This window comes from Ohtaekwangia kribbensis, assembly GCF_042676245.1.
GTDB classification, from domain to species: domain Bacteria; phylum Bacteroidota; class Bacteroidia; order Cytophagales; family Cyclobacteriaceae; genus Ohtaekwangia; species Ohtaekwangia kribbensis.
Genome location: NZ_JBHTKA010000014.1, coordinates 196,817 through 221,191 on the forward strand (window position 1 = coordinate 196,817; position 24,375 = coordinate 221,191).

The 24,375-nt window shown below is 44.4% G+C and carries 22 protein-coding genes; 12 read left to right on the forward strand and 10 right to left on the reverse strand.

Going from position 1 to position 24,375, the window contains the following annotated elements; translation table 11 throughout:
- Positions 1-105 precede the first annotated feature (105 nt).
- The 4 genes from ACFQ21_RS26730 to ACFQ21_RS26745 form a co-directional block, all read right to left on the reverse strand.
- A complete protein-coding gene (locus tag ACFQ21_RS26730; RefSeq protein WP_377584878.1) occupies positions 106-654 on the reverse strand; it encodes a cob(I)yrinic acid a,c-diamide adenosyltransferase in 549 nt (182 codons plus the stop codon).
- Positions 655-716: 62 nt separating this feature from the next.
- A complete protein-coding gene (locus tag ACFQ21_RS26735; RefSeq protein ID WP_377584881.1) occupies positions 717-1,442 on the reverse strand; it encodes an ABC transporter ATP-binding protein in 726 nt (241 codons plus the stop codon).
- A 166-nt stretch (positions 1,443-1,608) separates the two neighbouring features.
- Positions 1,609-2,490 carry an alpha/beta hydrolase gene (locus ACFQ21_RS26740; RefSeq protein WP_377584884.1) on the reverse strand — a complete coding sequence of 294 codons (882 nt, stop codon included), beginning with the start codon at positions 2,488-2,490 and terminating at the stop codon, positions 1,609-1,611.
- A gap of 50 nt (positions 2,491-2,540) precedes the next feature.
- Positions 2,541-3,311, reverse strand: a complete 771-nt coding sequence (locus tag ACFQ21_RS26745) for an NRDE family protein (protein ID WP_377584886.1) — start codon at positions 3,309-3,311, stop codon at positions 2,541-2,543.
- Positions 3,312-3,539: 228 nt separating this feature from the next.
- Here ACFQ21_RS26745 and ACFQ21_RS26750 point away from each other — a divergent pair, with 228 nt between their 5' ends.
- Complete coding sequence (locus ACFQ21_RS26750) at positions 3,540-4,010, forward strand: CPBP family intramembrane glutamic endopeptidase (RefSeq protein WP_377584889.1); 471 nt, start codon at positions 3,540-3,542, stop codon at positions 4,008-4,010.
- On the opposite strand, the gene ACFQ21_RS26755 is transcribed toward ACFQ21_RS26750, so the two are convergent.
- From ACFQ21_RS26755 to ACFQ21_RS26765, 3 genes are all read right to left on the reverse strand, one after another.
- A complete protein-coding gene (locus ACFQ21_RS26755; RefSeq protein WP_377584892.1) occupies positions 4,003-4,629 on the reverse strand; it encodes a JAB domain-containing protein in 627 nt (208 codons plus the stop codon). The two genes, ACFQ21_RS26750 and ACFQ21_RS26755, sit on opposite strands and share 8 nt — an antisense overlap.
- 43 nt (positions 4,630-4,672) lie before the next feature.
- Complete coding sequence (locus tag ACFQ21_RS26760; protein WP_377584894.1) at positions 4,673-6,091, reverse strand: serine hydrolase; 1,419 nt, start codon at positions 6,089-6,091, stop codon at positions 4,673-4,675.
- Between the two features lie 105 nt (positions 6,092-6,196).
- Positions 6,197-6,793, reverse strand: a complete 597-nt coding sequence (locus tag ACFQ21_RS26765) for a ribonuclease HII (protein WP_377584898.1) — start codon at positions 6,791-6,793, stop codon at positions 6,197-6,199.
- Positions 6,794-7,000: 207 nt separating this feature from the next.
- On the opposite strand from ACFQ21_RS26765, the gene ACFQ21_RS26770 reads away from it, so the two are divergent.
- Positions 7,001-7,558: an NUDIX domain-containing protein gene (locus tag ACFQ21_RS26770; RefSeq protein ID WP_377584900.1), complete on the forward strand. Its 558-nt coding sequence runs from the start codon at positions 7,001-7,003 to the stop codon at positions 7,556-7,558.
- 1 nt (position 7,559) lies between these two features.
- Complete coding sequence (locus ACFQ21_RS26775) at positions 7,560-8,915, forward strand: MATE family efflux transporter (RefSeq protein ID WP_377584903.1); 1,356 nt, start codon at positions 7,560-7,562, stop codon at positions 8,913-8,915.
- 80 nt (positions 8,916-8,995) lie between these two features.
- Here ACFQ21_RS26775 and ACFQ21_RS26780 read toward each other — a convergent pair whose 3' ends face one another.
- On the reverse strand, positions 8,996-9,487 hold the full coding sequence (locus ACFQ21_RS26780) for a MarR family winged helix-turn-helix transcriptional regulator (RefSeq protein WP_377584906.1): 492 nt from the start codon (positions 9,485-9,487) through the stop codon (positions 8,996-8,998).
- Positions 9,488-9,628: 141 nt separating this feature from the next.
- Here ACFQ21_RS26780 and ACFQ21_RS26785 point away from each other — a divergent pair, with 141 nt between their 5' ends.
- The 9 genes from ACFQ21_RS26785 (at position 9,629) to ACFQ21_RS26825 (ending at position 20,307) form a co-directional block, all read left to right on the forward strand.
- A complete protein-coding gene (locus ACFQ21_RS26785; protein WP_377584909.1) occupies positions 9,629-10,960 on the forward strand; it encodes a TolC family protein in 1,332 nt (443 codons plus the stop codon).
- Between the two features lie 23 nt (positions 10,961-10,983).
- Positions 10,984-12,060 carry an HlyD family secretion protein gene (locus ACFQ21_RS26790; RefSeq protein ID WP_377584912.1) on the forward strand — a complete coding sequence of 359 codons (1,077 nt, stop codon included), beginning with the start codon at positions 10,984-10,986 and terminating at the stop codon, positions 12,058-12,060.
- Complete coding sequence (locus tag ACFQ21_RS26795; RefSeq protein WP_377584914.1) at positions 12,061-13,638, forward strand: DHA2 family efflux MFS transporter permease subunit; 1,578 nt, start codon at positions 12,061-12,063, stop codon at positions 13,636-13,638. It begins immediately after the preceding gene.
- Positions 13,639-13,743: 105 nt separating this feature from the next.
- The gene (locus ACFQ21_RS26800; RefSeq protein WP_377584916.1) at positions 13,744-13,983 is read left to right on the forward strand and encodes a hypothetical protein; all 240 of its coding nucleotides are present in this window, start codon (positions 13,744-13,746) and stop codon (positions 13,981-13,983) included.
- A 181-nt stretch (positions 13,984-14,164) separates the two neighbouring features.
- The gene (locus tag ACFQ21_RS26805; RefSeq protein WP_377584919.1) at positions 14,165-14,722 is read left to right on the forward strand and encodes an acyl-CoA thioesterase; all 558 of its coding nucleotides are present in this window, start codon (positions 14,165-14,167) and stop codon (positions 14,720-14,722) included.
- 5 nt (positions 14,723-14,727) lie between these two features.
- Complete coding sequence (locus ACFQ21_RS26810) at positions 14,728-16,059, forward strand: M24 family metallopeptidase (protein ID WP_377584922.1); 1,332 nt, start codon at positions 14,728-14,730, stop codon at positions 16,057-16,059.
- Positions 16,060-16,230: 171 nt separating this feature from the next.
- A complete protein-coding gene (locus ACFQ21_RS26815; RefSeq protein WP_377584924.1) occupies positions 16,231-17,013 on the forward strand; it encodes a lysophospholipid acyltransferase family protein in 783 nt (260 codons plus the stop codon).
- Positions 16,985-17,272, forward strand: a complete 288-nt coding sequence (gene gatC, locus ACFQ21_RS26820) for an Asp-tRNA(Asn)/Glu-tRNA(Gln) amidotransferase subunit GatC (RefSeq protein WP_377584927.1) — start codon at positions 16,985-16,987, stop codon at positions 17,270-17,272. The genes ACFQ21_RS26815 and gatC overlap by 29 nt, the downstream gene beginning before the upstream one ends.
- Before the next feature lie 95 nt (positions 17,273-17,367).
- Positions 17,368-20,307: a tetratricopeptide repeat protein gene (locus tag ACFQ21_RS26825; protein ID WP_377584929.1), complete on the forward strand. Its 2,940-nt coding sequence runs from the start codon at positions 17,368-17,370 to the stop codon at positions 20,305-20,307.
- Between the two features lie 163 nt (positions 20,308-20,470).
- Here the strand turns inward: ACFQ21_RS26825 and ACFQ21_RS26830 are convergent, their stop codons facing one another.
- Together ACFQ21_RS26830 and ACFQ21_RS26835 are read right to left on the reverse strand one after the other, a co-directional pair.
- Complete coding sequence (locus tag ACFQ21_RS26830) at positions 20,471-21,055, reverse strand: SET domain-containing protein (RefSeq protein WP_377584932.1); 585 nt, start codon at positions 21,053-21,055, stop codon at positions 20,471-20,473.
- Between the two features lie 364 nt (positions 21,056-21,419).
- Positions 21,420-24,347 (reverse strand): TonB-dependent receptor, encoded by a 2,928-nt coding sequence (locus tag ACFQ21_RS26835; RefSeq protein ID WP_377584934.1) that lies wholly within the window; start codon positions 24,345-24,347, stop codon positions 21,420-21,422.
- Between the last annotated feature and the right edge of the window lie 28 nt (positions 24,348-24,375).

Below are 24,375 nucleotides of genomic sequence, written 5' to 3' on the forward strand. Positions count from 1 at the left end.
TTATCCGTATTTTACTCTGCGTAACTCTGTGTCTTCTTTGAGTTCTTTGTGCAATTGGATTTTTCAATTAACGAATAACCATTAACGGATAACGAGTCACGGATTTCAAAGCCGCGGTTTCCACGGGGTTTCTTCAGCGCCAAGTTCGTGCGCTACCATTCGGGAGAGTACAAAAAGATAATCCGAGAGGCGATTTATATACTTGATCACATCATCCGGAACAGGTTCCTGTTCATTCAATGCAATGATAAGTCGTTCGCTTCTGCGGCATACGGTGCGCGCTACATGGCAATGCGATATAGCGGTATGTCCACCGGGTAAAACAAAGAAACGCATAGGCGGTAATGCAGCATCCATGGCATCAATCTCTTTCTCCAGAAAGAGTATATCTGCTTCCGTTAAAGAAGGAATTTTAACTTTAGTATTGCCGGGCTCTGTGGCGAGAATTGACCCGACAGTGAAGAGCCTGTCCTGAATTTCAACCAGCACATCTTTTCGTTTCTGGTTTACTTCGAGGTCGCGTACCATGCCGATCCACGAGTTAAGCTCATCGATGGTGCCGTACGTATCAATGCGCAGATCGGCCTTCGATACACGCTTGCCTCCAAAAAGAGCCGTAGTACCTTTATCTCCCGTCTTGGTATATATTTTCATAACACTTCCTTTGCAGACGGGAAGTTATAGGAAAGATTTTAATTGCAGTACGATTTAAAGCATCAGCTTTCGGCCGCCACTTCCACCGGCTTGCTGCGGGTAACATTTTCATTCCTGCGATCCCATTCAATGAGTCCATCGCGCAGACGAATAATGCGGTGGGAATAGTGTGCTATATCATCTTCGTGCGTTACCATAATAATGGTGTTGCCTTTATCGTGAAGCTCCTGGAAGAGATTCATGATATCGTAAGATGTTTTAGTGTCGAGGTTCCCGGTAGGTTCATCGGCCAGGATTATGGAAGGATTATTAACCAATGCTCTCGCGATGGCTACACGCTGACGCTGACCTCCGGAGAGTTCGTTGGGTTTATGATGATGACGATCGGCAAGGCTTACACTTTCCAGCGCAGCCATGGCCATCTCTTCACGCTCCGACCGGCTATAGCCTGCATAGATCAACGGCAACGCTACATTTTCCAAAGCAGAAGCACGAGGCAACAGGTTAAACGTCTGGAACACAAAGCCGATTTCTTTATTACGAACTTCCGCCAGTTGATTCTCCGTCATTTCACTTACCAGGTGATTGTTGAGACTATAGGTGCCACTGGTTGGAGTATCCAGGCAACCTACAATATTCATGAGTGTTGACTTTCCTGATCCGGAAGGACCCATAAAGGCAACATACTCGCCTTTGTTTATGGAAATGGTTACATCCTGCAGGGCGTTAACAATGTTGTTACCCATGCGATAAACTTTGGCAATGTGATGTGTCTCAATAATTTTCATCGGCTGCTGTTTTAGGGGCTTAACAAGCTTTGGTGTGCGTTGTGGGTATTAGTTTGTGTTTTAACGTTCTAATTACAAGGATGTATATAATTATTGAAAAGTTTCCTTTCAATATACTCTTAATCCCACGTTTGGTTGCAAATTCAGTGCATTAATCCACCAGCGGTTACAACGCAGTGTTACTTTTTTTGACAGACGCCCCGGCAGTGATAAATGTTACGGCAGCCTCGATAACTGCGTTATCTTTTAAAATGCGTGTGTGACCAAGACCTTGCGTGCTGATGAGACGGGCGGAGGGATAGACTGTTATCAATGCTTTGGCATGTTGTATAACGACTTCCTTGTCATCAGTATCATGGATCAATAAAAGCTCCAGTGGATAAGGTAAATGTTTAATGAAATGTAGTGCAGTAAACTCATCGAACGGTTTGCCGTATGTGCTGATTATAAAATTCTTGAAGAATGCCGCAGCTGCCGGTGAGCCATTAATAGTTCGGAGGTATGTACGAATGATCTCATCGCCAATGGTAGGACTGGCAATGTTGATGAGTTTCTTTACTGGCAACCCGTTCATCGCTGCATGTAAAACTGCTCCGCCTCCGAAGGAATGTGCTATGATCGCCTCGGGTTCTCCTTTCAATTCATATATACTCTGAAGTACCTGTTCAAACTCAAAGATGGTTGTGCGCTTGCCCTCAGAGTTGCCGTGTGCCGGTGCATCAAAACCGATTACACTATAGCCTGCTGCAAGAAGAGGTTTAATAAATCGTCTGAACTGTGTAGCGCGACCGGCCCATCCGTGAACGACCAGGATATACCGGGTATTATCGCCCCAGGTATAGGCCTGTACTTTTTTATTTTCGATCTCGAATGAAAATGTGTTGCTGAACGTTTCAGCCTTGCGTTCTTTTTCGGGCGTTGGATAACGAAGAGGCGTGAAGAAAAGATTAACAAAGTAGCGATGCGTAAGCGTGGGGGCGATCCGCTCGGCTCTCGGAAAAATCCAGCGCACGGCTTTCAACATAAAGGGAGTCTTGTCTTTCTTCATAACCGAAGTTTACGAAAACTTTTCAACTCGCGTTTGCTGCGTGTATATACTTACGATGCTTCTGTTGTGAACTGAAAGGTTTGCGTGGTGAACTGGAAAGTTTTCAGATCATAAACGCGCTCGGCAAAGAGCACGTGGTTATCATGATCGACCAGTACAACGGTAGAACAACGCGAACCATAATTCTCGGTCTTGATAAACATAGACGACAGCGCTCGCTCACGCTCGATGGTCAATCCCGTGTTGGGTAATTTATTGTCGTCTGCAATTTCATTATCGTATAAAACTTCAAACAGGTCGTCAGGATTTATAGTGGACTTCGATAACACCGGTTTCATTTTTTCTTTACCACGCACAACTTTAGGCCATGGTGTTTCCAGCAGGTGATTGCTGATGCCGTAAAAGCCTGGTTCTATTTTATCCACACCTTCTCTATAGTTCGAGTAATAATATAGTCCGTTAATTGTGCCGGCTAGCAGGTTGAAACCATTATATACTTTGCCGTTCTGCTCAATGCGTTTCAGATATTGTTCGGGCTCTTCTTTCGATAGCAGGTAATCACTTACCAGGTTTCCGCGCGAAGGTGCATTCGGGTTGATGTTAAGCGGATCGCGATAGTTGGTAAGCATACTGATGCGTCCTGACTTTGTCATGCCCATCCACGTGCCGCATGCTTCCAGATCGCGACCGCCCAATAGCTCCGGGTGATCTTCCCAATACGCGGCCGCTGCCGTTTTACGATTGTAAAACTCATCGCGGTTAGCCGCTACAATTAATTTATAGGTTGGATGGTTGTGAACAGAGAAGAAGATCAGACACATAGATCAAATTAAGTTGTTAAAGGTATTATTTTGATTTACAAACGTCTATCGTTATCGAACTGAATTTTTCAAAAATAGCGCAACTGAAATCTATTGCTACAAAATGTTGTTGCTATCGATACTATACTATATCAAACACAATCAATTTCCCATGCTTACAGGTTGATACCAATTGCTTAAAGTGATTTTGCTTCATCTGGATATACGTTTAATATGGAGATAAGCAGCATGAAAATTTTCAAAGGAAAAATAGCGCAAACAATAATCAATAATTCACTGCTGTTTATTAGCGTGTTTGTTACGCTGAAGGTTTTGCTGGCAATTGTTTTTTCGATCGTGTTGTCGTTCGTTGAGCACGAATCTCTTGGCGGACCGAGTTTCGGCAGCCCGTTAGAGCAGTTTATTCTTGCTGTATGTGTGGGACCTTTTTTTGAAACATACCTATGCCAGTATATGCCGTTTCATTACCTGTTAAAGTATATGCGGCCGCGCGCTGTTATTCTGCTGTCAGCCCTTTTTTTTGGATCGTTTCATCTTGCCTATAGCCCCCTTTATTTTGTCTTTACTTTTTTGGGAGGTTTACTTTTTTCAACGGCATTTTATCTTCGCCTGCATTCCAGGCCATTGCTTCATACAACAATAATTCACGCCTGCTATAATCTGATAGGTCTTATTGACAATTGGATGAATCCTATTTAATCTTTGCGATCTCCTCGGGAGTTAAACCAGTTAGTTCTGCAATGTCATCAACAGATAATCCTTTTCTTCGAGCATTTTTTACGACCTTCTTAATGGTCTTCTCTTTTTCTTCCTGAACGGCTTGATCACGAATTTTCTTTTCTTCCTTTTTTATGCGCTCAATCAATTCGAATGCCGGAACCCATTTTGTGCTATCTTCCAGTTGCTCGAACAAACCGGTATCAACAAAACTCAAATATGAATTTACAGATATAATCAGGTGATCAATTACCGGTATATTTAGAATTCTCCCTACCTGAATAAGCCGGTCGGTCAGATCTTTGTCGGCATCCGATGGTTTCAGTTCTCCGCTCGGGTGGGCTATAATTGCTTTTACTGCTCCCTTTAATACAGCCACACGAAATACATTCATGGGCTCCACAGTAACCGCGTTTACACTCCCCAGGCTCACCAACTCGATATATAGTATACGGTTGTTGTTGGCAAGGCCAATCATCCAGAAATGTTCTTTCTCCTGGTCTATCTTTTCCTCACGGAGAAGAATACCCTGCATCACGGTATAAACATCGTCAGAGTTTAGCAGCTTGATCTTTTGTTTATCGCTTAGTTCAATAGTCATGTTAACGTGGTAAAGGGAATGTAAACAAAAGTATGAATTTTGTTTACTTCAACTTCAACCTGTAATTACTATTTCTCCAAAGCTTGGTTATTTTTCCGTTCTTGTCGCGTTCAAAAGTTATTTCCTCGCCATTCTCACCATCATCGCGCACGCGCTTAAAAGTATCTTTCTCCACGTGCTTGAGCAGCGTTATATTTTTAGGATTGTCGTTCGGCATATATAGTATAGCAAGCTTATCGCCCCAAGGGGAAACGATCATCTCGCCACCCCAAGGTTTAAAACCATAGGTTCCGCAGTATTCCTCAAACTTTTTCTCTTTCTTTTCATTCAGCTTGTCGTCACACGCCTTGTTATATACCGCGCGCATCGCTTCAAAGTATTTATTCGGATCAACCCCTATAGCATTGATCATAACCACGAAGGCAAGTTTATCTTTCGGGTTGATCATGATGAGTGTTTGATAGCCCGGGCAATAGCCTCCATGACTCACATACGTCTTCCCATCCACCTGCGATACCGAGAATCCCAGACCCCACGAAGTACGCCAGTTCGGATCCATATACTGTACATTATGCATTTCGCGCAACGTAGAAGATTTCAGAATTTCAGAACCGCCATTCTTCAATAATCTGAACTGCCACGAAGCAAAACGTGCCAGGTCTTCAACCGTTGATGTTAAACCAGCAGCAGGCGTTATACCTTTCGTATCAAACCTGTCAAGCATTCTGCGTTCACCTTTGCGACTCGCATCGCTATAGCCGGTAGCCATTCTCCCATGCCATAACTCCTGCGGAAAGTATGTGCGCGTGTCGCTCATGCGAAGCGGCTTGATGATGTTGTCTTCAATATACTTCTCGTAGGGTATACCCGATACTTCTTCAATGATATACCCGAGCAGTGATATACCCAGGTTGCTGTATTGAAAGTAAGTTGATGCAGGGTATAGCGTTTGTTGCTCTTTAAGTTTTTGTTTTACCTGTTCTTTGGTAGGGAAGTTGGCGTCTGTCCAATACGGAAAATCAGATTCACGTGGCAGTCCGGAGGAGTGCGTAAGTAACGTTCGTATCGTAATAGGCCCGCTATCACTCGCGGATTGTTTTATACTGAACCACGGCAGTATAGATGATACTTCATCATCGAGACGCAGTTTACCCGCATCGCGCAACTGCATAATACCAACGGCTGTAAATAGTTTGGATATAGAACAGATGCTATAGATCGTGTTGGGTTGTGCCGGCACATTCTTCGCTATATCAGCTTTGCCATACGCACTGCTCCAGATAAGCTCCTGGTCTTTTATAATGCCTACTGAAATCCCCGGAAGGTTATCAAACTCTGTCTGTGCCTTGAACCACTCGTCCAGCAATTTAAAAGCGTCTTCATTTTCAGTTGAAGCGGTTTGTGCGTGTGCAATAAAAGTATGGGCAAAAAAGAGCAGACAAAATAATTTCTTCAGCATCATGGTATAGGGTCTCTGGTACTGATAAAGATAAAAGGAATGCTTTTGAAGCTGAAATTATTTTGGGGATGAGAGGTAGTATGTGTGCACTATTGGATAGGAAGTGCTTTAAAAAAGCTCGAGCTGCTCGGGCAGCAGCGTAAACGATCTGCGGTGATACGGAGTGATGCCCAGTTGTTTGATGCCATCGCGATGTGCTTCTGTAGGGTAGCCTACATTTGTTTCCCAACCGTAGCCGGGATATTGGTTGGCCAGGCCTTGCATCAGATCATCGCGGTATGTTTTAGCAAGCACGGAAGCTGCTGCAATAGAGAAATAAGTAGCATCTCCTTTTATAATACATTCATGCCGCACATCACGATAAGGCTTGAATCGGTTACCATCAATCAATAACAGCTGAGGTTGCTCGTGCAGTTTATCAAGCGCCAGGTGCATGGCTTTGAACGAAGCATTTAAAATATTGATCTCATCGATCTCCGCATGACTCACTTCAGCAACAGCCCATGCTATAGCAGACTTTTGAATAACCTCACGCAGTTCTTCGCGCGCTTCTTTTTTAAGTTGCTTGGAGTCGTTGAGTAATTTGTGTCTGAATTTTTTTGGAAGGATAACAGCAGCCGCTACAACCGGTCCTGCAAGGCAGCCGCGCCCGGCTTCATCGCAGCCAGCTTCAGTCAGATCTTTTGTGAAAGACGATCGTAGCACCTTCGTTATTCGTTATCAGTTATCCGTGAATCGTTATCCGTTAGTTGTATCCGCGATTCAGTTACGGATAACGACTAACTGAATCGCGGATAACATTCCCACAAACTTAAAAGAGATTTGATTTCATACAAAAAAGAAATCAATAGCTTTGAAGTCGAAGGTTTGACTTCAGTTAAAAATGTCATTGGCTAATCGCGAAACACGTTTATGAATCAAAAAGAAATTAAAAATCCCTGGACAACTTTATCAGGCGAAGAGAAATATACCAACCGTTGGATACAGGTCACCGAGTTTCAGGTTATTAATCCGGCCGGAGGAAAAGGTATTTATGGTAAAGTACATTTCAGGAATAAAGCGATTGGTGTGATTCCTGTGGATGCTGAAGGTAACACGTGGCTGGTAGGACAATTCCGCTATACATTAAATGAATTTCATTGGGAGATTCCGGAAGGTGGTGCTCCGCTGGATGAAGATCCGCTCGATGCTGCCAAACGCGAACTGCGCGAAGAGACGGGTATTGTAGCGAAACGTTGGACCAAGATTGCGCGCCTGCACACCTCTAACTCTGTAACGGACGAAGAAGGTTTTATTTACCTGGCAGAAGACCTTGAGCATGGCGCGAATAACCTTGAAGAAACCGAAGCTGATATGAAAGTATGGAAGCTTCCGCTTAAAGAAGCGATCGACATGGTAATGCGTGGCGAAATAACCGATAGCCCAAGCGTTATAGGCCTGCTCACACTGGGTCGCCTGAAGGGAATTTAAGATGACGATTCGCTCACACGTACGCGAAAATTTACACCTGGCATTTCCGGTAATGCTCAGTAATCTCGGTCACGTGCTGATGGGAGTTACGGATACGGTGATGGTGGGACACCTCAATGCAGAGTCGCTGGCTGCGGCTGGTCTTGCTTTAGTGGTGTTCAATGTCTTTATGCTGTTTGGTATAGGTGTATCGTATGCTATAACACCGCTTGTTGCAGCTGCGCATGGCGAGAAAAATGATAGCACAATAACCGAGACGTTACGTCATGGACTCGTCATCAACGTTATAAATGCTGCTATACTGATTGGTGTCGTGGAGGTTGGTAAGAACTTGCTATACCACATCAATCAACCGGCAGAAGTTGTAGAACGTGCTATACCATTTCTGAGCATCATTGCTTTTTCATTGGTGCCGATGATGATCTTTCAAACCTTCAAGCAATTTGCTGAAGGAATGTCCAATACACGCGTGGCGCTGGTGGTGATGATACTCGCCAACATTCTGAATGTCATACTAAACTATATTTTGATCTACGGACATTTGGGTTTCTCTCCGTTGGGTTTGGTCGGATCAGGATGGGCAACATTTACATCGCGTGTTTTTATGGCTATCGCGATAGCGGTATATATATACTACATGCCGTCATTCAGAAAATTCCGTGATGGTTTTTCGTTGGGTAATTATTCAAAGCGATTGTTCTCAAAGATGCTGCACCTCGGTATACCCAGCGGTGTACAATTTATATTTGAAGCTGCAGCATTCGATTTTTCATTGGTAATGATGGGATGGCTCGGCACCAAAACGCAGGCCGCTCACCAGATTGCTATAAACCTGGCAACGCTGAGTTACATGATCACCACCGGACTTGCCACGGCTGCCACCATTCGCGTTGGTTATTTCTCCGGCACGCGCGATTACAAGAACATGCGCCTCGCAGTATATACTTTACTCGGCATGGCACTACTGCTCATGACTATATTTGCCAGTATATTTATAATCGGTAACAACTGGCTTCCTACTTTATATATAAATGATTCGGAAGTTATACCCATTGCTGCATCGTTGCTGGTGGTTGCGGCATTATTTCAGCTATCGGATGGCACGCAGGTGGTGTGTGCCTCTGCGCTTCGCGGATTGCAGGATGTTAAAATACCATCCGTCTTTATTCTTATTTCATATTGGATCATCGGTCTGCCACTGGGCTACTGGCTTGCCTTTAAATCAGGCTACGGAGCTATCGGTATATGGCTGGGACTTTTCATCGGACTTACACTTACGGCCCTGGGTATGTTCTGGCGACTCCAGTGGATGGTTAATCGTTATTCATTAGCCGTTAATCGTAGGCAGCCAGTATAAATATCAGCAAAACTTTTGTGCCCCTTTGTGTCTCTTTCGTGCCCTTTGTGCAATTGGATTGTTGGAGTCACTATATATACTTACTCATCATTATCTCCATCATCATTCATAGCGAGGCTTTCATGATACTCGATAATCTTGTTCAATGTATTGATCGTAGTCTCCAGGTTTTTCTCGCCCACGAGTTCCTTATAGGTCTCCATTAATTTAAACACGTTGTCGTTGGCATCAACAATTAACTGTTTGCCGCTGGCGGTGAGTTGCAGACGTTCGCTTCTCCGGTCGTCTTTGCTGGGTTTGCTGGTGATCATCTTTTTTTCTTCCAGCTCTTTTATCGTACGGCTCATCGATTGTTTGGCAACCATCGAGCTGCGGGATATCTCCATGGCCGTGCTGCCTTCTGCAGCTATATTACAGATCACCGGCCAGTACGATAATTTCATCTGGCCCCATTCCGGCCGGATGTTTTTATGAGACCATATATCAAGGTGTCTTCTCAGAATATAAATCAATCGTTGCCAATTTCTGTATTTCTGGTTCTCGATTTCTCTCAAACGATCATCAATTTTCATAGCCCAAAGGTAATAAAAATAATTAGTAAACAATGATTACTAAAATAGTAAACAATGTTTACATTTGCCTCGGTCAGAATTTAAAGCGCTGAAATTTTGCCCGGTAACTCATTTATAGTTTCTATTAACTCCAATTCTAAAATGTCAGACAAGTTCAAGAAGAGGTTGCTGCCTCTTTTACTGCTACTGCCCTCAGTAATCTACGCACAACCAACACAACCGATGACGTTGCACGAGGCGTTAACGCTGGCACGCAAGCATAGCAACCAGCTGCAAGCCGATAGCATGCAATATCACATTGCACAAAGTCGTGTTGCACAGAACAAGACCAATGCACTGCCGCAGCTTGTTGCTAACGCCAGCTACAGACGCATGAGTAATAACATTACACCGTTTGTCATAAACCTGTCGCCTGATGTTTCCTTTACCCTTAATCCGCAGATATTAAATCAGTCTTATAATTCTGTAGAACTTACACAACTGTTATATAGCGGAGGGAAAGTTACATATACCAGTCGCGCATTAAAGAGTGAATTCGAAGCTTCGCGATCTGACTATGAGAAAAATATACTGGCACTGGATCAGCAAGTAACGGATCTCTGGTTCAATCTCTACAATGCACGAGCATCCGAAAGAATTATACAGGCGAATATAGAGGTGCTCAACAAGAAGCGCGCTGACCTTGAAACATTTCGTGTGGAAGGTATAGCATTGGCTAACGATGTGCTGAAGATTGACCTCTCCATAACAAGCCTTCGCTCCAGCCTGGCCGACATGGCAAGTCTCGCGGGAAGCCTGAACTATAATTTATGTTTAACAACGGGTACAGATCCGGCAACAACCATTGAAATTCCGGATGCATACTTGCAGGCCGTTGTAGCAATAGCTCCGTTGCAGGTATATATCGATGATGCTTTAGCGAAGAGACCAGAGTTGAAAAGTTTCAAATTCAGAAGCGAGGCTGCTTCTTATAGAATTAAATCAGCACGGTCAGATTATTTTCCGACCATTAACCTGATCGGCTCCTATAATTATGATAAGCCTAACCAGCGTGTTATACCCAGCGAAAATAAATTTACATACTCGGCATACGCGGGAGCAAACCTAACATGGCGAATATCTGCATTCTATACTAATCATACCCGCGTGCGGGAAACCAAATTGAGTGCACTGCAACTCGATCGGAATATATTGCAGACGCAAGACAATATCCGCATGGAGGTAAATACAAGTTACCTCGAGTTTAAAAAGACACTCGATAAAATGACGCTTGTCCAAATCGAATTGGAACAGGCATCTGAAAATTTCAGAGTTGAACAAAATAAGCTCGATGCGCAGACTACAACACCTACTGATTTCCTCGATGCCAACGTAAAATTTTTGCAGGCACAATTGAATCTCGCCACAGCAAAGGCTAATGCAGAACTGGCTTATCGCAAGCTGATAACATCAACCGGTGAAACCGCTCAATAGTAAACTGAAAATTTAATCACATCATGAAAACCATATATACTTTTCCCTCTTTTGTTCTTCTCGCATCGCTTCTGTTGTCATGTTCCAGCCAAGGCACCGATAACGCACAACTGGAAGCTGATATAAGCCCGGTAATACCAAAAGTAAACAGTACGGTAGTGGAGGTTCTCGTAGCAGATAATCAACCGGTAAAGAAAGGCGATACACTTGTGCTGCTGGACAACGCAACCTTTACTATAGCAGTAGAACAAGCGCGTATAGCTTTACTGCAGGCCAAACAGAATCTGAAAGTAGCGGGTATAAATAAAACCGTATCGCATGTAGATGTTTCCAATGCTACGGCAAACTCAAGAGCTGTTGTTGTTACGCTCTCATCTGCAAATGCAGCTATTGAATCAGCAAAGGTGCGTCTCGCGGTAGCGCAGAAAAATTATGAACGCTATGAACGACTGCTGAAGAGTAACTCGGCAACCCAGCAACAGTTCGACCAGGTAAATGCAGAGAAGGTAGAAGCAGAGGCCAGGTTGCAGGCTGCCATTGGTCAGCGTGATGCTTTGCTGAAACAGATTGATGCCAGCGAATATCAGGTTGCAAACTCACGCAACAACCTATCGAGTAACACGGAGAATATATCACTGGCAGAACTCGCTGTGAAGAAAGCACAAACGGATTTGGATGCGGCCAATCTTCAGCTTTCATATTGTACGATAGTAGCACCGGCTGATGGAATTGTTTCGAAGAAAAATGTACAGATCGGTCAGGTAGTATCCATAGGACAAGCATTGATGGCCGTAGCAGATAATAAAAAGATTTGGGTGGTAGCCAACTTCAAAGAAACGCAGTTGGAAGATATACGTCCCGGACAAGATGTAGAAGTGGAAGTAGATGCATATCCGGATACCACGTTTACTGGTAAAGTAGAATCACTCGCACAGGCTACCGGTGCCCGCTTCTCATTTTTACCGGCTGATAATGCTACCGGTAATTTTGTAAAAGTTACACAGCGTGTTCCGGTTAAGATCACATTGGCGGAAAGTAAAGATTCGCGCTATCCGCTCCGTGCCGGCATGAGTGTATATGTAACGGTTAAAACAAACTAGATGAGTGCTATAGCAATAGAGCAGCCTGCTTATGAAGTAGGTGCGCGCAAATGGCTGATCACGATCACCGTGATCACCTGCGCCATCATGGAACTGATTGATACTTCGATTGTAAATGTAGCCACACGACAGATTGCCGGTAATCTTGGAGCCACGGTGGAAGAAACGGCCTGGGTAATTACAGCGTATGCTATATCCAACATCATTGTTATACCGCTCACAAGTTTTCTCGGTGATATCTTCGGACGTAAAAATTACTTCACAGCCTCGGTGTTGTTATTTACCATCGCATCGTTCATGTGTGGTGTATCAAGTTCGATATGGATGCTGGTGGCATGGCGATTTGTACAAGGTATAGGCGGTGGTGCGTTACTGGCTACAGCACAAACAGTGCTGGTGGAAACATTTCCCCCGGAAGAACTGGACAAAGCCAATGGTATATTTGGTGCCGGCATCGTGATGGGGCCAACGCTCGGCCCGGTGCTGGGCGGCTACCTCACTGATAATTACTCGTGGAACTGGATCTTCTATATCAATATACCCATCGGTATAGTGGCCACCATTCTCTCGTGGAAATTTATAAAGGGTACCAAAGGTAAATTTACAGGCAAGATCGACTACTGGGGTATACTGGCACTAATCGTAGGTATAGGTAGTTTACAAATGGTGCTGGAAGAAGGTGAACGAAAAGACTGGTTCTCCAGTATGTTCATTATTGTTTTCTCTATTCTCGCCATCGGTGGAATCGTGTTTTTTATACTGCGCGAACTCAAAGCTAAAAACCCAGTAGTAGACTTGCGTGTGCTGCGATTCAGAAATGTTGCCGTAGGCTCTGCCCTGCGGTTTGCATTCGGACTGAGTATATATTGCTCCATATTTCTATACCCGGTTTTTGTTCAAAGCTTTTTAGGATGGAATGCTACGCGAACCGGTTTACTCATTCTGCCTTCCGCTTTTCTCACCGGTATGCTTATGGGAGTAAATGGTGCATTGATAAAGAAAGGTATAAGTCCTAAAGCATTACTCATCTTTGGTTTTAGTGCCGTAATAGCCTATGAATATATAACCTATATGTTAGCTACCCCTGCGGCAGGCGAGTGGGATTTCTTCTGGCCACAGCTTGTAAGAGGGTTAGGCTTCGGTTTCATTTTTGTGCCGGCTGCAAGTCTTACGCTGGCGGGGTTGAAAGGTAAAGATATAGGGCAGGCTTCTGGTCTTTCCAACATGTTGCAGTTGCTGGGTGGCTCGGTAGGTCTCGCGCTCATCAACACGTATGTAACGCGCAGAACAGCTGAGCATCGCATTGACCTGATGGCAAACTTGTCTATATATAATCCCGCCTCCAATGAAAGATTGCAATCCATCACAACCCAACTGGTTGCCGATGGAACTTCGGGTCAGCAGGCACAACAAATGGCCATGAGTATAATGGATCGTTCGCTATCAACACAGTCTGCTATCATAGCCTATGGCGAAGGCTTTATGATGATCGGTATAATTTGTGCCATCATTCTGCCGTTGGTATTTCTGGCAAAGATCAAAAAAGGAGAAGTGGTTGACGTTGGCGGTGTACACTAAAAGCACATAAAGACATTGCGCTATAGCGACACAACAGGGTAGTTGTAGTTGACAGGATACGTTGCTATAGCGCCTTATTCAAAATCGTTAAAAGTAAATATATACATGGAAGGGAGAGTAGCAGGTACCAAGGATCAGGAAGTTTCAGTAGCAGAGCATGTGAAGGAGTTTGCGGGATATTGTATATACTCCGCCTGTACATGGATTGCATCCGGTATAGCCTTTGATATACTCGCGATGCTTTTTGTTCAGGATGAAATAGAGGCGGATACTATTTATGATATCGATTGCGATCACTTGGAATTTGCATCGCTACTTTGTGCATCTATACTTTCGGATATGTAGAGCGAACCCGTTACGATTTAGTAAATCTATTTTAACGTACCTTTTCGGGAAGGCACAGAAGTCACAGGTTTTTCACTCGTGATTTTCAGTGCCTTCCTAGCATTTCGTATTTCTGTTATCGGATAACGATTAACGAATAACGGATAATAGCTATATTTCCTCCTGATTTCATACACTAACCATGACAGACTCTAAACCTGTTCGCGCTTCGCAGACAACGATTACCGAACTGATGATCCCTTCGTATGCCAATTTTGGTGGTAAAATTCACGGGGGTATTTTACTCTCATTGATGGATAAAGTAGCCTATGCCTGTGCCAGTAAACATGCCGGTGCCTATTGTGTAACGGTGACAGTAGACAAAGTTGAATTTCTTCAACCCGTTGAAGTAGGACAGTTGGTATCTATGCACGCTTCTGTAAATTACGTTGGTAATTCTTCCATGATTGTAGGCATACGCGTGGAAGCACAGAATGTAAAACTAGGCACCATTACGCATACCAACTCATCATACTTTACCATGGTGGCAAAAGGTGATGATGATAAACCAACCAAGGTGCCTAAACTGATTCTTGAAAATGAAGAAGAGGTAAGACGTTTTGTAGAAGCACTTCGTATGAAAGAAATCAAGACCCGCATACGCGAAGCACTTGATGATGCCAAGTCTCAAATCGAACTTCCGGAAGCAAGAGAGCTTCTGAAAAATGAACGCTGTATAATCGATATTCATTTATTGTAAACGCTATGTTCCGATATTTATTCACCACACTCTATATACTCGTTGTATCTATAGCAGCGGCACAAACACCGCTCATCCTCTCACAGCGCGATCAGGCACGTGTGATTGATGAGCTGCTCGATGATCGCCTGCGCACCGTTCTTCCAAAATTGATGCGCAGGGAAGGTATAGATATGTGGGTGGTGATATCGCGCGAGTACAACGAAGACCCGGTAATTGAAACATTACTGCCTGCAACGTGGATGGCTGCACGCAGAACAACCATGCTGGTGATGTTCGATCCGGGTGAGGGAAAAGACATGGAATATATAGCTGTGTCGCGCTACAATGTCGGGAAAGTATTCAGACCTGCGTGGAATCCGGAAAGTCAACCGGATCAGTGGGCACAGCTTGCCGGAATTATAGCAGAACGAAATCCGAAGAAAATTGCCGTGAACAAGTCGGTGCACTTTGGATTGGCTGATGGTATATCATCGAATGATTACGATGAGCTATTGAAATCGCTCGATAAAAAATATCAGTCACGTGTTGTGTCTGCCGAGAAGATTGCCATCGCCTGGCTGGAGACACGCAGCGAACGCGAGATGGTGATCTATCAACAGATCTGCCGCATAGCACATGCTATAATCCAGGAAGGTTTCTCTGATAAAGTAATTCAACCGGGCGTAACCACTACCGATGATGTGAGCTGGTGGTATCGCGAGCGTATCAAGGAATTAAAATTAGATACGTGGTTTCATCCGTCTGTATCAATACAGCGAAGCGAGCCGGACGCCATCTTTACCAGGCGTCCGCAGCCCGTGGTAATTGTGCCGGGCGATCTGCTACACGTTGACTTCGGCATCACGTACCTGCGACTGAACACCGACACGCAACAGCACGCCTATATATTAAAACCAGGTGAGACAGATGCTCCCGAATATCTGAAAGACGCACTCGCCAAAGGCAATGCATTACAGGATATACTCACCAAAAACTTTGTACAGGGAAAAAGCGGCAACGCTATCCTCGCTGATTCTCGTAAACAAGCAATAGCCCAGGGGTTGCGTCCATCCATTTATACACATCCTATTGGCTATCATGGTCATGCCGCTGGCATGACAGTCGGGATGTGGGACATGCAGCAGGGGGTGCCCGTACAAGGCGATTATCCGCTATACTACAACACAGCATACTCCATCGAGCTCAACGTTACAGTAAACATAGCCGAATGGAAAAAAGATATACAGATAAAACTGGAAGAAGACGGCTACTTTGATGAAGGCGGCTTCCGCTATATCGATGGCCGCCAAACCAAACTGATCGCCATCCCCGATAAAGATGCCATCAATCGATAAAAACGAGTAACAGATATAGCACATATATACTTAACCACAGGTGAGGAATCAATTCATCAACCCAAACGTCTTACTTCTTACTTCTGGCTTCTATTTTTAAACAGAATAAATAACTATTTTTATCTTCCATATTTCGGAAACAACCCTGAAGAATGCGGTTGTTGGAAGACCATGAAGATACTGCGCGTTATACATACCTGTTATGGCATGCTTGTGTTTGCCTTGTTGTTTGCGATCTTGCTTCCATTCCTGCTCATTCCCATTATTTTTCCAAGTCAGTTCAAATTAACCGGTATCGTTAACCGTTGGTGGGCCAGACTGCTGCTGTTTTTTGTATTTATTCCGTTCCGCGTTGAGTATCGTACAAAGCTCGATCGGAAAAAACAATATATCTTTTGTCCCAATCATTTTTCATACATCGATATCCCGACGGCCGGGTTGAATCACTTCAATACAATTTTTGTCGGCAAGAATGAGATTGAAAAAATTCCGCTGTTCGGCTATATGTATGGAAAACTTCATATTACGGTAGACCGCAGCAAACTGAAAAGCCGGTACACCTCGCTGAAGCGTTCGCTGGAAGCTATTGATGAAGGAAAAAGCCTCGTGATCTTTCCGGAAGGAGGTATAGTAACGGAACGCGACCCGGTGTTAGGACGCTTTAAAGACGGGGCATTTCGCGTGGCGATCGAGAAACAAATTGCTATTGTGCCTGTAACCATTCCATATAATTGGATAATTTTGCCAGCCGATCAGTTTGAGCTGCACTGGCATCCGCTGAGAGTCATTTTTCATGAACCTGTGGAAACCACAGGCCTCACGTTAAACGATGTGGATGCGTTGAAAGAACGGGTGTTCAGCGTAATTGATACGGAATTGAAACAACATTTGGCAAACCTGCCTGTAGCAACGAACGTCATAAACAATGAATATAGATCGCGCCCTGCTGGATAAAATTGCTCACCTCGCCCGCCTCGAATTTGATGAGAAGGATGCCGAGAAGATGATGAAAGACATGACGGCCATTGTGGACTGGGTTGAGAAACTGAAAGAAGTAAATACAGACGGTGTGGAACCGCTCACCACCATGAGCCACGAAATTAATGCACTGCGTGAAGATGAAGTAAAAGAACATTTGAGTCACGAGCGCGCGCTGTTCAATGCACCGAAAAAAGATGCCGATTATTTCAGAGTGCCGAAAGTACTTGAATAATCTTTTCCTGTTCAGGAGTAAACCCGGAAGACTGTAAAACCTTCCGGGTTTATTTTTTTATACTTGTAAGCTTAACAAACCTCATCTGTTATAAAATGCAATCACTTTTTTTCTGGAAAAACTGGCTGAAAGATTACCGTTGGACCGGATACCTTGCTGCTGCTGTCTTTTTCTTCGCACTGTTCTTTCTTTGGTTCTCGTACTTTCAGGGAACGGATGGTGTTATCCATTGGGACACTATACAGGAACAAAAAACAGTTGAGACAACGGTTCACACTTTTCGCGTGGGGCCGTTTATACTAAATGTACCCGCTGAAAACTATGCCCTTGTAGAATACTTTAATGGCAGCGGTATCGAGCCGAACACTACGGCATCCTATATATTCCTGGCGGTGCTGGCCGTAAGTGCCGTGGTGCTGCTGGCGGTAATTACTACCATTGAAGGCTTCTGGTATTTTGTGGCCATGGCCCTGTTCATTCTTTTTGTTGTGAGTCTGCGCCTGGAGGTATTGGGTATTGGCGGACAGTTCAACCGTATACCTTCTATTGTTATACTGTTGCTATACGGTATACCTTCATTTTATTTTAATCGCTTCAGAACATCGGTTGCCTTTGTAACACGTCTGCTTTTGTTTGCATTTATAACCATGTTGCTGGCGCTCGCAGTAGCGTTCTTCTCGCAAGTTGAATTTCCGCTATATCATCTCACACTTACCGGGTATACGCCAGGTCTCATCTTAACGCTGTTGTTCATCATTATGGTGGCGCATGAAATACTGGCAACGTTTATTAATGTAGTGAGTCAGGGGTCTTCCAAAAGTCTGCAGCATCTTTCGATCATCAGCGTTATCTACATGGCTAACGTAATCATCACTGCGTTGCACGAGTTGGGCGTTGTGGAGTGGAACTTTATTTATATCAATATATACCTGCTGCTTACCATTTCGGCTGTATTGGGTATATGGGGTTATCGCGAGCGTGAGCCTATCTATGGCAGCATCTTTCCGTTCTACCCGTTTGGTGCATACTTCTATCTGGCCATGGGAGCTATATGCTTCGCTACCACGGGACAACTACTAGGCAACGCCAACGATCCGGGACTAAAGATCATTCGTGAAGTAATCATCTTCAGTCATGCAGGCTTTGGTATTATATTCCTCACGTATGTGTTCTCGAACTATATCGTAATGCTGTCGCAGAACATGCCGGTATACCGCGTATTGTACAAGCCTAATCGCATGCCTTATTTCACGTATCGTTTCGCGGGTATTATCGCGATGCTGGGGTTTGTATTTGTGGCCGACTGGAGGAGCTATGTTTACAACGGTATGGCTGCCTTCTATAATTCAGCTGGTGATCTGTATACCCTGCAGGGAAACGATGTATATGCCGAGTCGTTTTATGATCAGGGCAGAACGCACGGCTTCGCCAATCACCGCTCCAACTATGCATTGGCTACAATGAAAGGAATGCGCTATAATTTTGAAGGTGCACTCAAAGATTATTCATCGGCTAATTATATACATCCTTCGGAATATTCGCTTACCAATACCGGTAATGTTTTTATATGGGACAGAAAAATATTCGATGCCATTCGTGAGTATCGTAAAGCGTATGGCATTCTTCCGGAGTCAGGTATTGTTGCCAACAACCTGGGACTGGCGTACGCCAAGATTCATAACCTGGATTCCGCATTGGTATATTTCAGCAAGGCACGCGAGCACAACGTTTCCAAAGATATAGCGGAGACTAATTTCTTCGCCATGGCAGCAACCGAGTTATTGCCGCTGCAGGCTGACTCCATTCTCACCGTGTTCAATACTACATCGCCTGCCACCACGGCCAATGCACTTGCTTTAGCCGGGTTGTATGGTCAGCCTATAAAAGTCAACATTGATCCGTTGGCTGTAAAACGGTTGGACCTGAAATCAGCAACCCTGTTGAATAACTATATTCTTAAAAATGCTGCTACACTGGATACAACCTTTACGCGGAGAGCGTACGCTATAGCTTCTGATTCGCTCAACAGCGACTATGGCATTGCCCTGAAAGCAGCATTGGCGCACGCATTCTATCACCAGGGAAATGTAACACAGGCATTGGCCATCCTGGCAGAACAGGTATATGTAGGGCAAGCCAACCAGGGTAAGTATAATTATGTAATGGGACTGTGGGCACTCGAGCAGGGTAATCCTGCTATAGCAGCGCAGTACTTCAGCTATGCTGATACGTATGATTATAAAAATGCAAAGTTCTATCACGCCATTGCATTGACCGAAGCGGGATTGCTGGGTTCGGCACTGGCTGCGTGGGACACTGTAGCGATCGGCAAAGAAGAATCTCAGCAACGCATTGCAGCTACAGTTAAAAATATACTGTTGTTGCCCGGACAGAACCCACTGGAGCTGAGTGATGGTGAAAAGTATCAATTCTGCCGTTATCGCATCGGGCTGCGGGACTCAGTGTTGTTCGATCGTATCGTGAACACATTCAGCAATGCAAACTATAAAGCGCAGGCACTACTCGACATCAGTCGGAAATACTATAAGGCAGAACAATACGGTCCGGCTATACGCTTTTTCAACCGCATTGCAGGGCTTGAATTAAGCGATAAACTGTTGTATGATGATGTACGTCATTTTGAGCTGCGCATGCTGGCATCGCGAAAAGAACTGCGCGCGCTGGCCACACAGATCAATAAAGGAATTGAGTTTCCTGCCTCGCGACTGTTGGAGAAAACACTCTATACGGCACTACTTAACGAAGCCAACGGAGACACACTGAATGCCCGGAAAAACTTTGATATCCTGAGCCACTATAATCCATACTTTGAAGAAGGTATACTGGCTGCAGCCGATTTCTATCGCAGCCGGGATGCCGGGAGTTTAAAACCCTATACTATTCTTTCGGAAGCGATCCAGGTTAATTCAAACTCCTATAGATTGCTTCGGGCGTATGCAGCAGAAGCTGTCCGGCAGGGCTTCGATGAATATGCATTAAGTGCGCAGCAACGTCTGCAGGAACTGGCACCCTGATTGTGTTGATGTGTTAATGTGTTGAAGTGTTGATGTATTGATATACTCTTTAGGACAATTCTGCTCTCTTTAGTTTTTGTCCTAACATCAAGACCTCAATACATCAGCACACCAACACCTATATAAATAAAAAAGTCAGGGTTAACCTGACTTTTTTATGATATTAGGCGGCTACGCGCTTGGTGGTTTTCTTTTTCACTTTGCGGCCGTTTACCTGGGTGGCGTGTTTGGAAGTTTTTCCGTTCTTCTTCGAAGCCTTTCCGTTTTTCTTTGCTTTTGCTTCTTCCTTCTTTGTCTTGGCTTTTTCTTTCTGCTCTTTTTCCTTCGCTTCTTTTGCCCAGAGCTTTATGTTTTCGCGAATTACTTTCCAGTAATCCTTACCATAGTCTACCAGAATTTCGGAACCTGCCGGTATATCTTTAATGGAAACGATAAATGCGCGAACGTCTTCCGTTTCGTAATCGCAGTTATTCTTAAGGCCGGGTACGCGGGTTAACCCGTTGGCATCATTGGCATAACGCGCCAGAGCCTTGGGTGTTGGCAGTGCATTAATTACGTGAGAGCGCTTTACATAGAAGATATAGCCATTGCGCCCGTCTTCGTCTTTCACATCTTTCCACGAAGAGATCACGCCTTTGTATTCCAGTATGCGAGTTCCTTTGGGTATAAATTTCTTGGTGAATAAACCTTTCCCTGCGTTAGGGATTGTTGACTTCTTAACGTAGAGTTGTTTTTCCAGGAGTGCCATTTAAATTATCAGATCTTAAATAAAAGTGCGTGAAGATAAAATAAATAGCATTCCAAAAAAATCACTCGAAAGAGCACTGGTATTCCAGAGTGTCTTCAGTCACATCAAAACAAACATGGCCGTGTAGTATGTGGGCGGGAGTGATGATATGATTTACACTATTTTCAATCGACACGTATTCGCGTAAAATATTTAAAGAATTGTGCCAGCCAACGATTGCTTTGCCATAAAAAAGCTTGCTGCCAATTCGTGGCAGCAAGCTCTCACAACCAGAAATACATAACCCAAACGTTTTTGCCCCTTGAGGTACTTGCCGGAAACAAAATTGTTTTTTTTGAATTCCGGAAGCGCCCTCCAGTTTAGGTTAATTTGTTAACAGACCGTCCAGTGTAAGCGATACATAGTACAATCCACCAATGGTAGGACCTGCTGCATACTGGATATAGCGGTTATTGAGAATGTTGGTTCCGCCAACTTTAATGCTCGTCTTGATAGCCGGCAGGCGGTATGTAACCTGTGCATCAATCGTGCTATAGGCTGGTATGCTACCGTTGGCCAGCGGACTTTCCCACAGGAATGAATCCTGCCATCTCCACACAATGTTAAAGCCGAGGTTGGTAATTACTTCGCGGTTTCCGAAAGAGATATTGGTTGCCCACTTCGGTGTGTTGAAGCCGGTAACAAAAACATCTTTCTCTTTATTCTTCGATATATTGTTATAGTTCACATTACCACCGATGGTAAATTTCTTATAGAAGTTATAGGTAAGGCCAAGTGAAGAACCGTAGTTGTTATACTTCTGTTTGGCGTTGGTATATACGCGGTAGCGAACCTGGCGTGGAGTACGGTTGGCAGCCAGCATCGAGATCACAGCGTCATCTGTACCCACCTGTACTTGCTTGTCAGGATCAGGATATTTACCGGAAACATCTGCGAGGTATGGAACAGCTACTTCTACTTGTCCTAAAAATCCATCGTACTGGTTGGTATAGGCATCTATATCGACCACCACAGTATTATCAAACAATACGCTTTTATAGCCCACTTCAAAGGAGTTGATGCGTTCCGGGCGTGTAGGCGACAGGTTGGTCGCTTCCAGCAATGCACGGTTCTTCAACGCTGCATCATTGGCGGCCATACCGTTTTTTACATCCGTATTTACGGCAGCATTGAATGTATTGATGGATGCGAGCGTATAGGAGTTGTCGAGGTAGTTGAGACCATCGTTGATATAGGACAATCCACCTACACGTCTGATGTTTCCGTTGTTCACAAATGAAAGCGCTTCAAACAGCGAAGGGAAGCGGAAACCATTCTGGAATGATGCGCGGAAATTATGTTTCTCGGCCACGGTATATACCGCTGCTATACGCGGATTTACTTTCGGATTGAATTCGAGGTTGTGATCCAGGCGAAGCGATCCGAACAGTTTCAGTTTTTCATTGAATAAAGTTTTGGTGACCTGCGTGAAGAAACCATATTTAGTATAGTATACATTGTTACCAAAGCTGCCATCTTCCAGCGGTGTGTTGCGTTCTGCTACCGGACGAGAGAAATCAACGAAGTTATTTCCATCGGGTATAATTTGATAAATGCGCAGATCAGCGCCTACCAGCAGATCAACAATCTTTACTTTCTTGGATAGATCCCATTGTGCATCGGTGTGGTACATGCGGCTCATCTGGTGAAGCTTGGCTCCGCCGGAAGATGTACCGGTAGGCACAGCACTGATATGATCCCAGTTATTGATACCGATGATAACATTCTTCATGGAATCAAAACGATAGGTGCCCGGTTCGTAACGACCAGCGTCTGCATTGGCACGTGCTATACGCATCGCTTCTGCCAGCTCTATATCGGGGTTGGCATTCAATGTACTTTGTAAAGACGCTTTGAATTTATCGCGCCATGCATTGTTGGAAAGATGTGCGAGGTCGAGGTTGTCAGAAAGCGGTTTGAGGTTATAGGAGTCACCAGTGTTTTCAAGCGATACATACGAGCGGATAGAATAGTTGGCACCTTTCAGTTCAAGCTTGTGATTTTGCACACGCGTGTTGTTGAGTTGTATTTTGTTACCACGCTGAAATAAACCATCCAGTAAACCGAAACGGTAGCTATAGGACAATTCTGCATTGCTGCCAATCTTATAATGTATAGCAGCATCGAGCTTGATGTTATCTACTTTACCGGGCACAAGGTCTTTTTCCCAATAGCCGGTTCTGCGAACTACAAAAGATTGATTAGCTACACCGTTGTACGTGATGCCACTTACGGTTACAGCATTGCTACCGCTGTCATCACCATACTTATTCCACGCATCGTATGCCGGGTGATCGGCAACATTTAACTCAGGATACGAAGGATTGCCGGTACCGGGCGTAGAGTTTGGATTCTGATCGGTTTTGGTATTGCCGCGCCAGTCTGTAGCACGCAGGTAACTTGCATTTATTTTGAACGCTATTTTGTTATTGTACGCCTTGGCATAGCGCAATGCTGTTTCAGTTAATACACTCGGATCATAATCGATACCGTCAACATGGTTTACACCAGTCTTTTGATATATACTTAACCCCTGGTATAAAAATGGACTCTTGGTAATGAGGTTAGCCATACCGTTGATGGCGTTCATACCATAGAGTGCAGATGCAGCACCCGGGGTAATCTCGACACTCTCTATATCGAGTTCAGTGGGGCCTATAGCGTTGCCGAGCGGAACACCCAATGTAGCGGCCTGCATATCCACACCATCTACTACTTGTACGAAGCGAAAGTTGTTGGGTATATTAAAGCCGCGTGTATTCGGTACTTTAAAGGTAATGCTCGAGGTCGTCATCTGTACACCTTTTACATTTTCCAACGCATCGTAAAAGCTTGGTGCAGGTGTTTCCCTGATCGCGCGCAGGTCAAGCTTTTCAATGGCTACCGGAGATTTGAGTTGAGACTCTTCTACACGCGATGCCGTGATAACAACTTCTTCACCGAGCAACGCACTTGGATTCAGTTGAAACTTTAATACTGTATTAGGTACAGTTACTTCGATCTCTTCTGTTTTATACCCTATAAAAGAAGCTACTAATGTTACCGGTAATTGTTTTACAGATATACTGAAGTCTCCGTTAGCACCGGTTACTGTTCCAAGCACAGTCCCTTTCACAGCGATGTTAACACCTGCCAGTGTTTCCTGCGTTTCGCCATCGGCAATGCTACCACTAATCAGGTTTTGCGCCTGGACAAATGTTGTAGCGGAAATCAATACGAGTAAGAAAAGCAATCGGTGGTAAAAGTTGTTCATATAGCAGTTTAAGTCTATAGCTTTGGTA

Bases quoted from the DNA above. Each gene is read 5' to 3' on its own strand.
- ACFQ21_RS26825 (WP_377584929.1), top strand. From the start codon at position 17,368: ATGCAATCACTTTTTTTCTGGAAAAACTGGCTGAAAGATTACCGTTGG.
- ACFQ21_RS26810 (WP_377584922.1), top strand. From the start codon at position 14,728: ATGTTCCGATATTTATTCACCACACTCTATATACTCGTTGTATCTATA.
- ACFQ21_RS26760 (WP_377584894.1), bottom strand. From the start codon at position 6,091: ATGATGCTGAAGAAATTATTTTGTCTGCTCTTTTTTGCCCATACTTTT.
- ACFQ21_RS26815 (WP_377584924.1), top strand. From the start codon at position 16,231: ATGAAGATACTGCGCGTTATACATACCTGTTATGGCATGCTTGTGTTT.
- ACFQ21_RS26730 (WP_377584878.1), bottom strand. From the start codon at position 654: ATGAAAATATATACCAAGACGGGAGATAAAGGTACTACGGCTCTTTTT.
- ACFQ21_RS26735 (WP_377584881.1), bottom strand. From the start codon at position 1,442: ATGAAAATTATTGAGACACATCACATTGCCAAAGTTTATCGCATGGGT.
- ACFQ21_RS26755 (WP_377584892.1), bottom strand. From the start codon at position 4,629: ATGACTATTGAACTAAGCGATAAACAAAAGATCAAGCTGCTAAACTCT.
- ACFQ21_RS26780 (WP_377584906.1), bottom strand. From the start codon at position 9,487: ATGAAAATTGATGATCGTTTGAGAGAAATCGAGAACCAGAAATACAGA.
- ACFQ21_RS26830 (WP_377584932.1), bottom strand. From the start codon at position 21,055: ATGGCACTCCTGGAAAAACAACTCTACGTTAAGAAGTCAACAATCCCT.
- ACFQ21_RS26795 (WP_377584914.1), top strand. From the start codon at position 12,061: ATGAGTGCTATAGCAATAGAGCAGCCTGCTTATGAAGTAGGTGCGCGC.
- ACFQ21_RS26800 (WP_377584916.1), top strand. From the start codon at position 13,744: ATGGAAGGGAGAGTAGCAGGTACCAAGGATCAGGAAGTTTCAGTAGCA.
- ACFQ21_RS26785 (WP_377584909.1), top strand. From the start codon at position 9,629: ATGTCAGACAAGTTCAAGAAGAGGTTGCTGCCTCTTTTACTGCTACTG.
- ACFQ21_RS26740 (WP_377584884.1), bottom strand. From the start codon at position 2,490: ATGAAGAAAGACAAGACTCCCTTTATGTTGAAAGCCGTGCGCTGGATT.
- ACFQ21_RS26775 (WP_377584903.1), top strand. From the start codon at position 7,560: ATGACGATTCGCTCACACGTACGCGAAAATTTACACCTGGCATTTCCG.
- gatC (WP_377584927.1), top strand. From the start codon at position 16,985: ATGAATATAGATCGCGCCCTGCTGGATAAAATTGCTCACCTCGCCCGC.
- ACFQ21_RS26835 (WP_377584934.1), bottom strand. From the start codon at position 24,347: ATGAACAACTTTTACCACCGATTGCTTTTCTTACTCGTATTGATTTCC.
- ACFQ21_RS26750 (WP_377584889.1), top strand. From the start codon at position 3,540: ATGAAAATTTTCAAAGGAAAAATAGCGCAAACAATAATCAATAATTCA.
- ACFQ21_RS26790 (WP_377584912.1), top strand. From the start codon at position 10,984: ATGAAAACCATATATACTTTTCCCTCTTTTGTTCTTCTCGCATCGCTT.
- ACFQ21_RS26770 (WP_377584900.1), top strand. From the start codon at position 7,001: ATGAATCAAAAAGAAATTAAAAATCCCTGGACAACTTTATCAGGCGAA.
- ACFQ21_RS26805 (WP_377584919.1), top strand. From the start codon at position 14,165: ATGACAGACTCTAAACCTGTTCGCGCTTCGCAGACAACGATTACCGAA.
- ACFQ21_RS26745 (WP_377584886.1), bottom strand. From the start codon at position 3,311: ATGTGTCTGATCTTCTTCTCTGTTCACAACCATCCAACCTATAAATTA.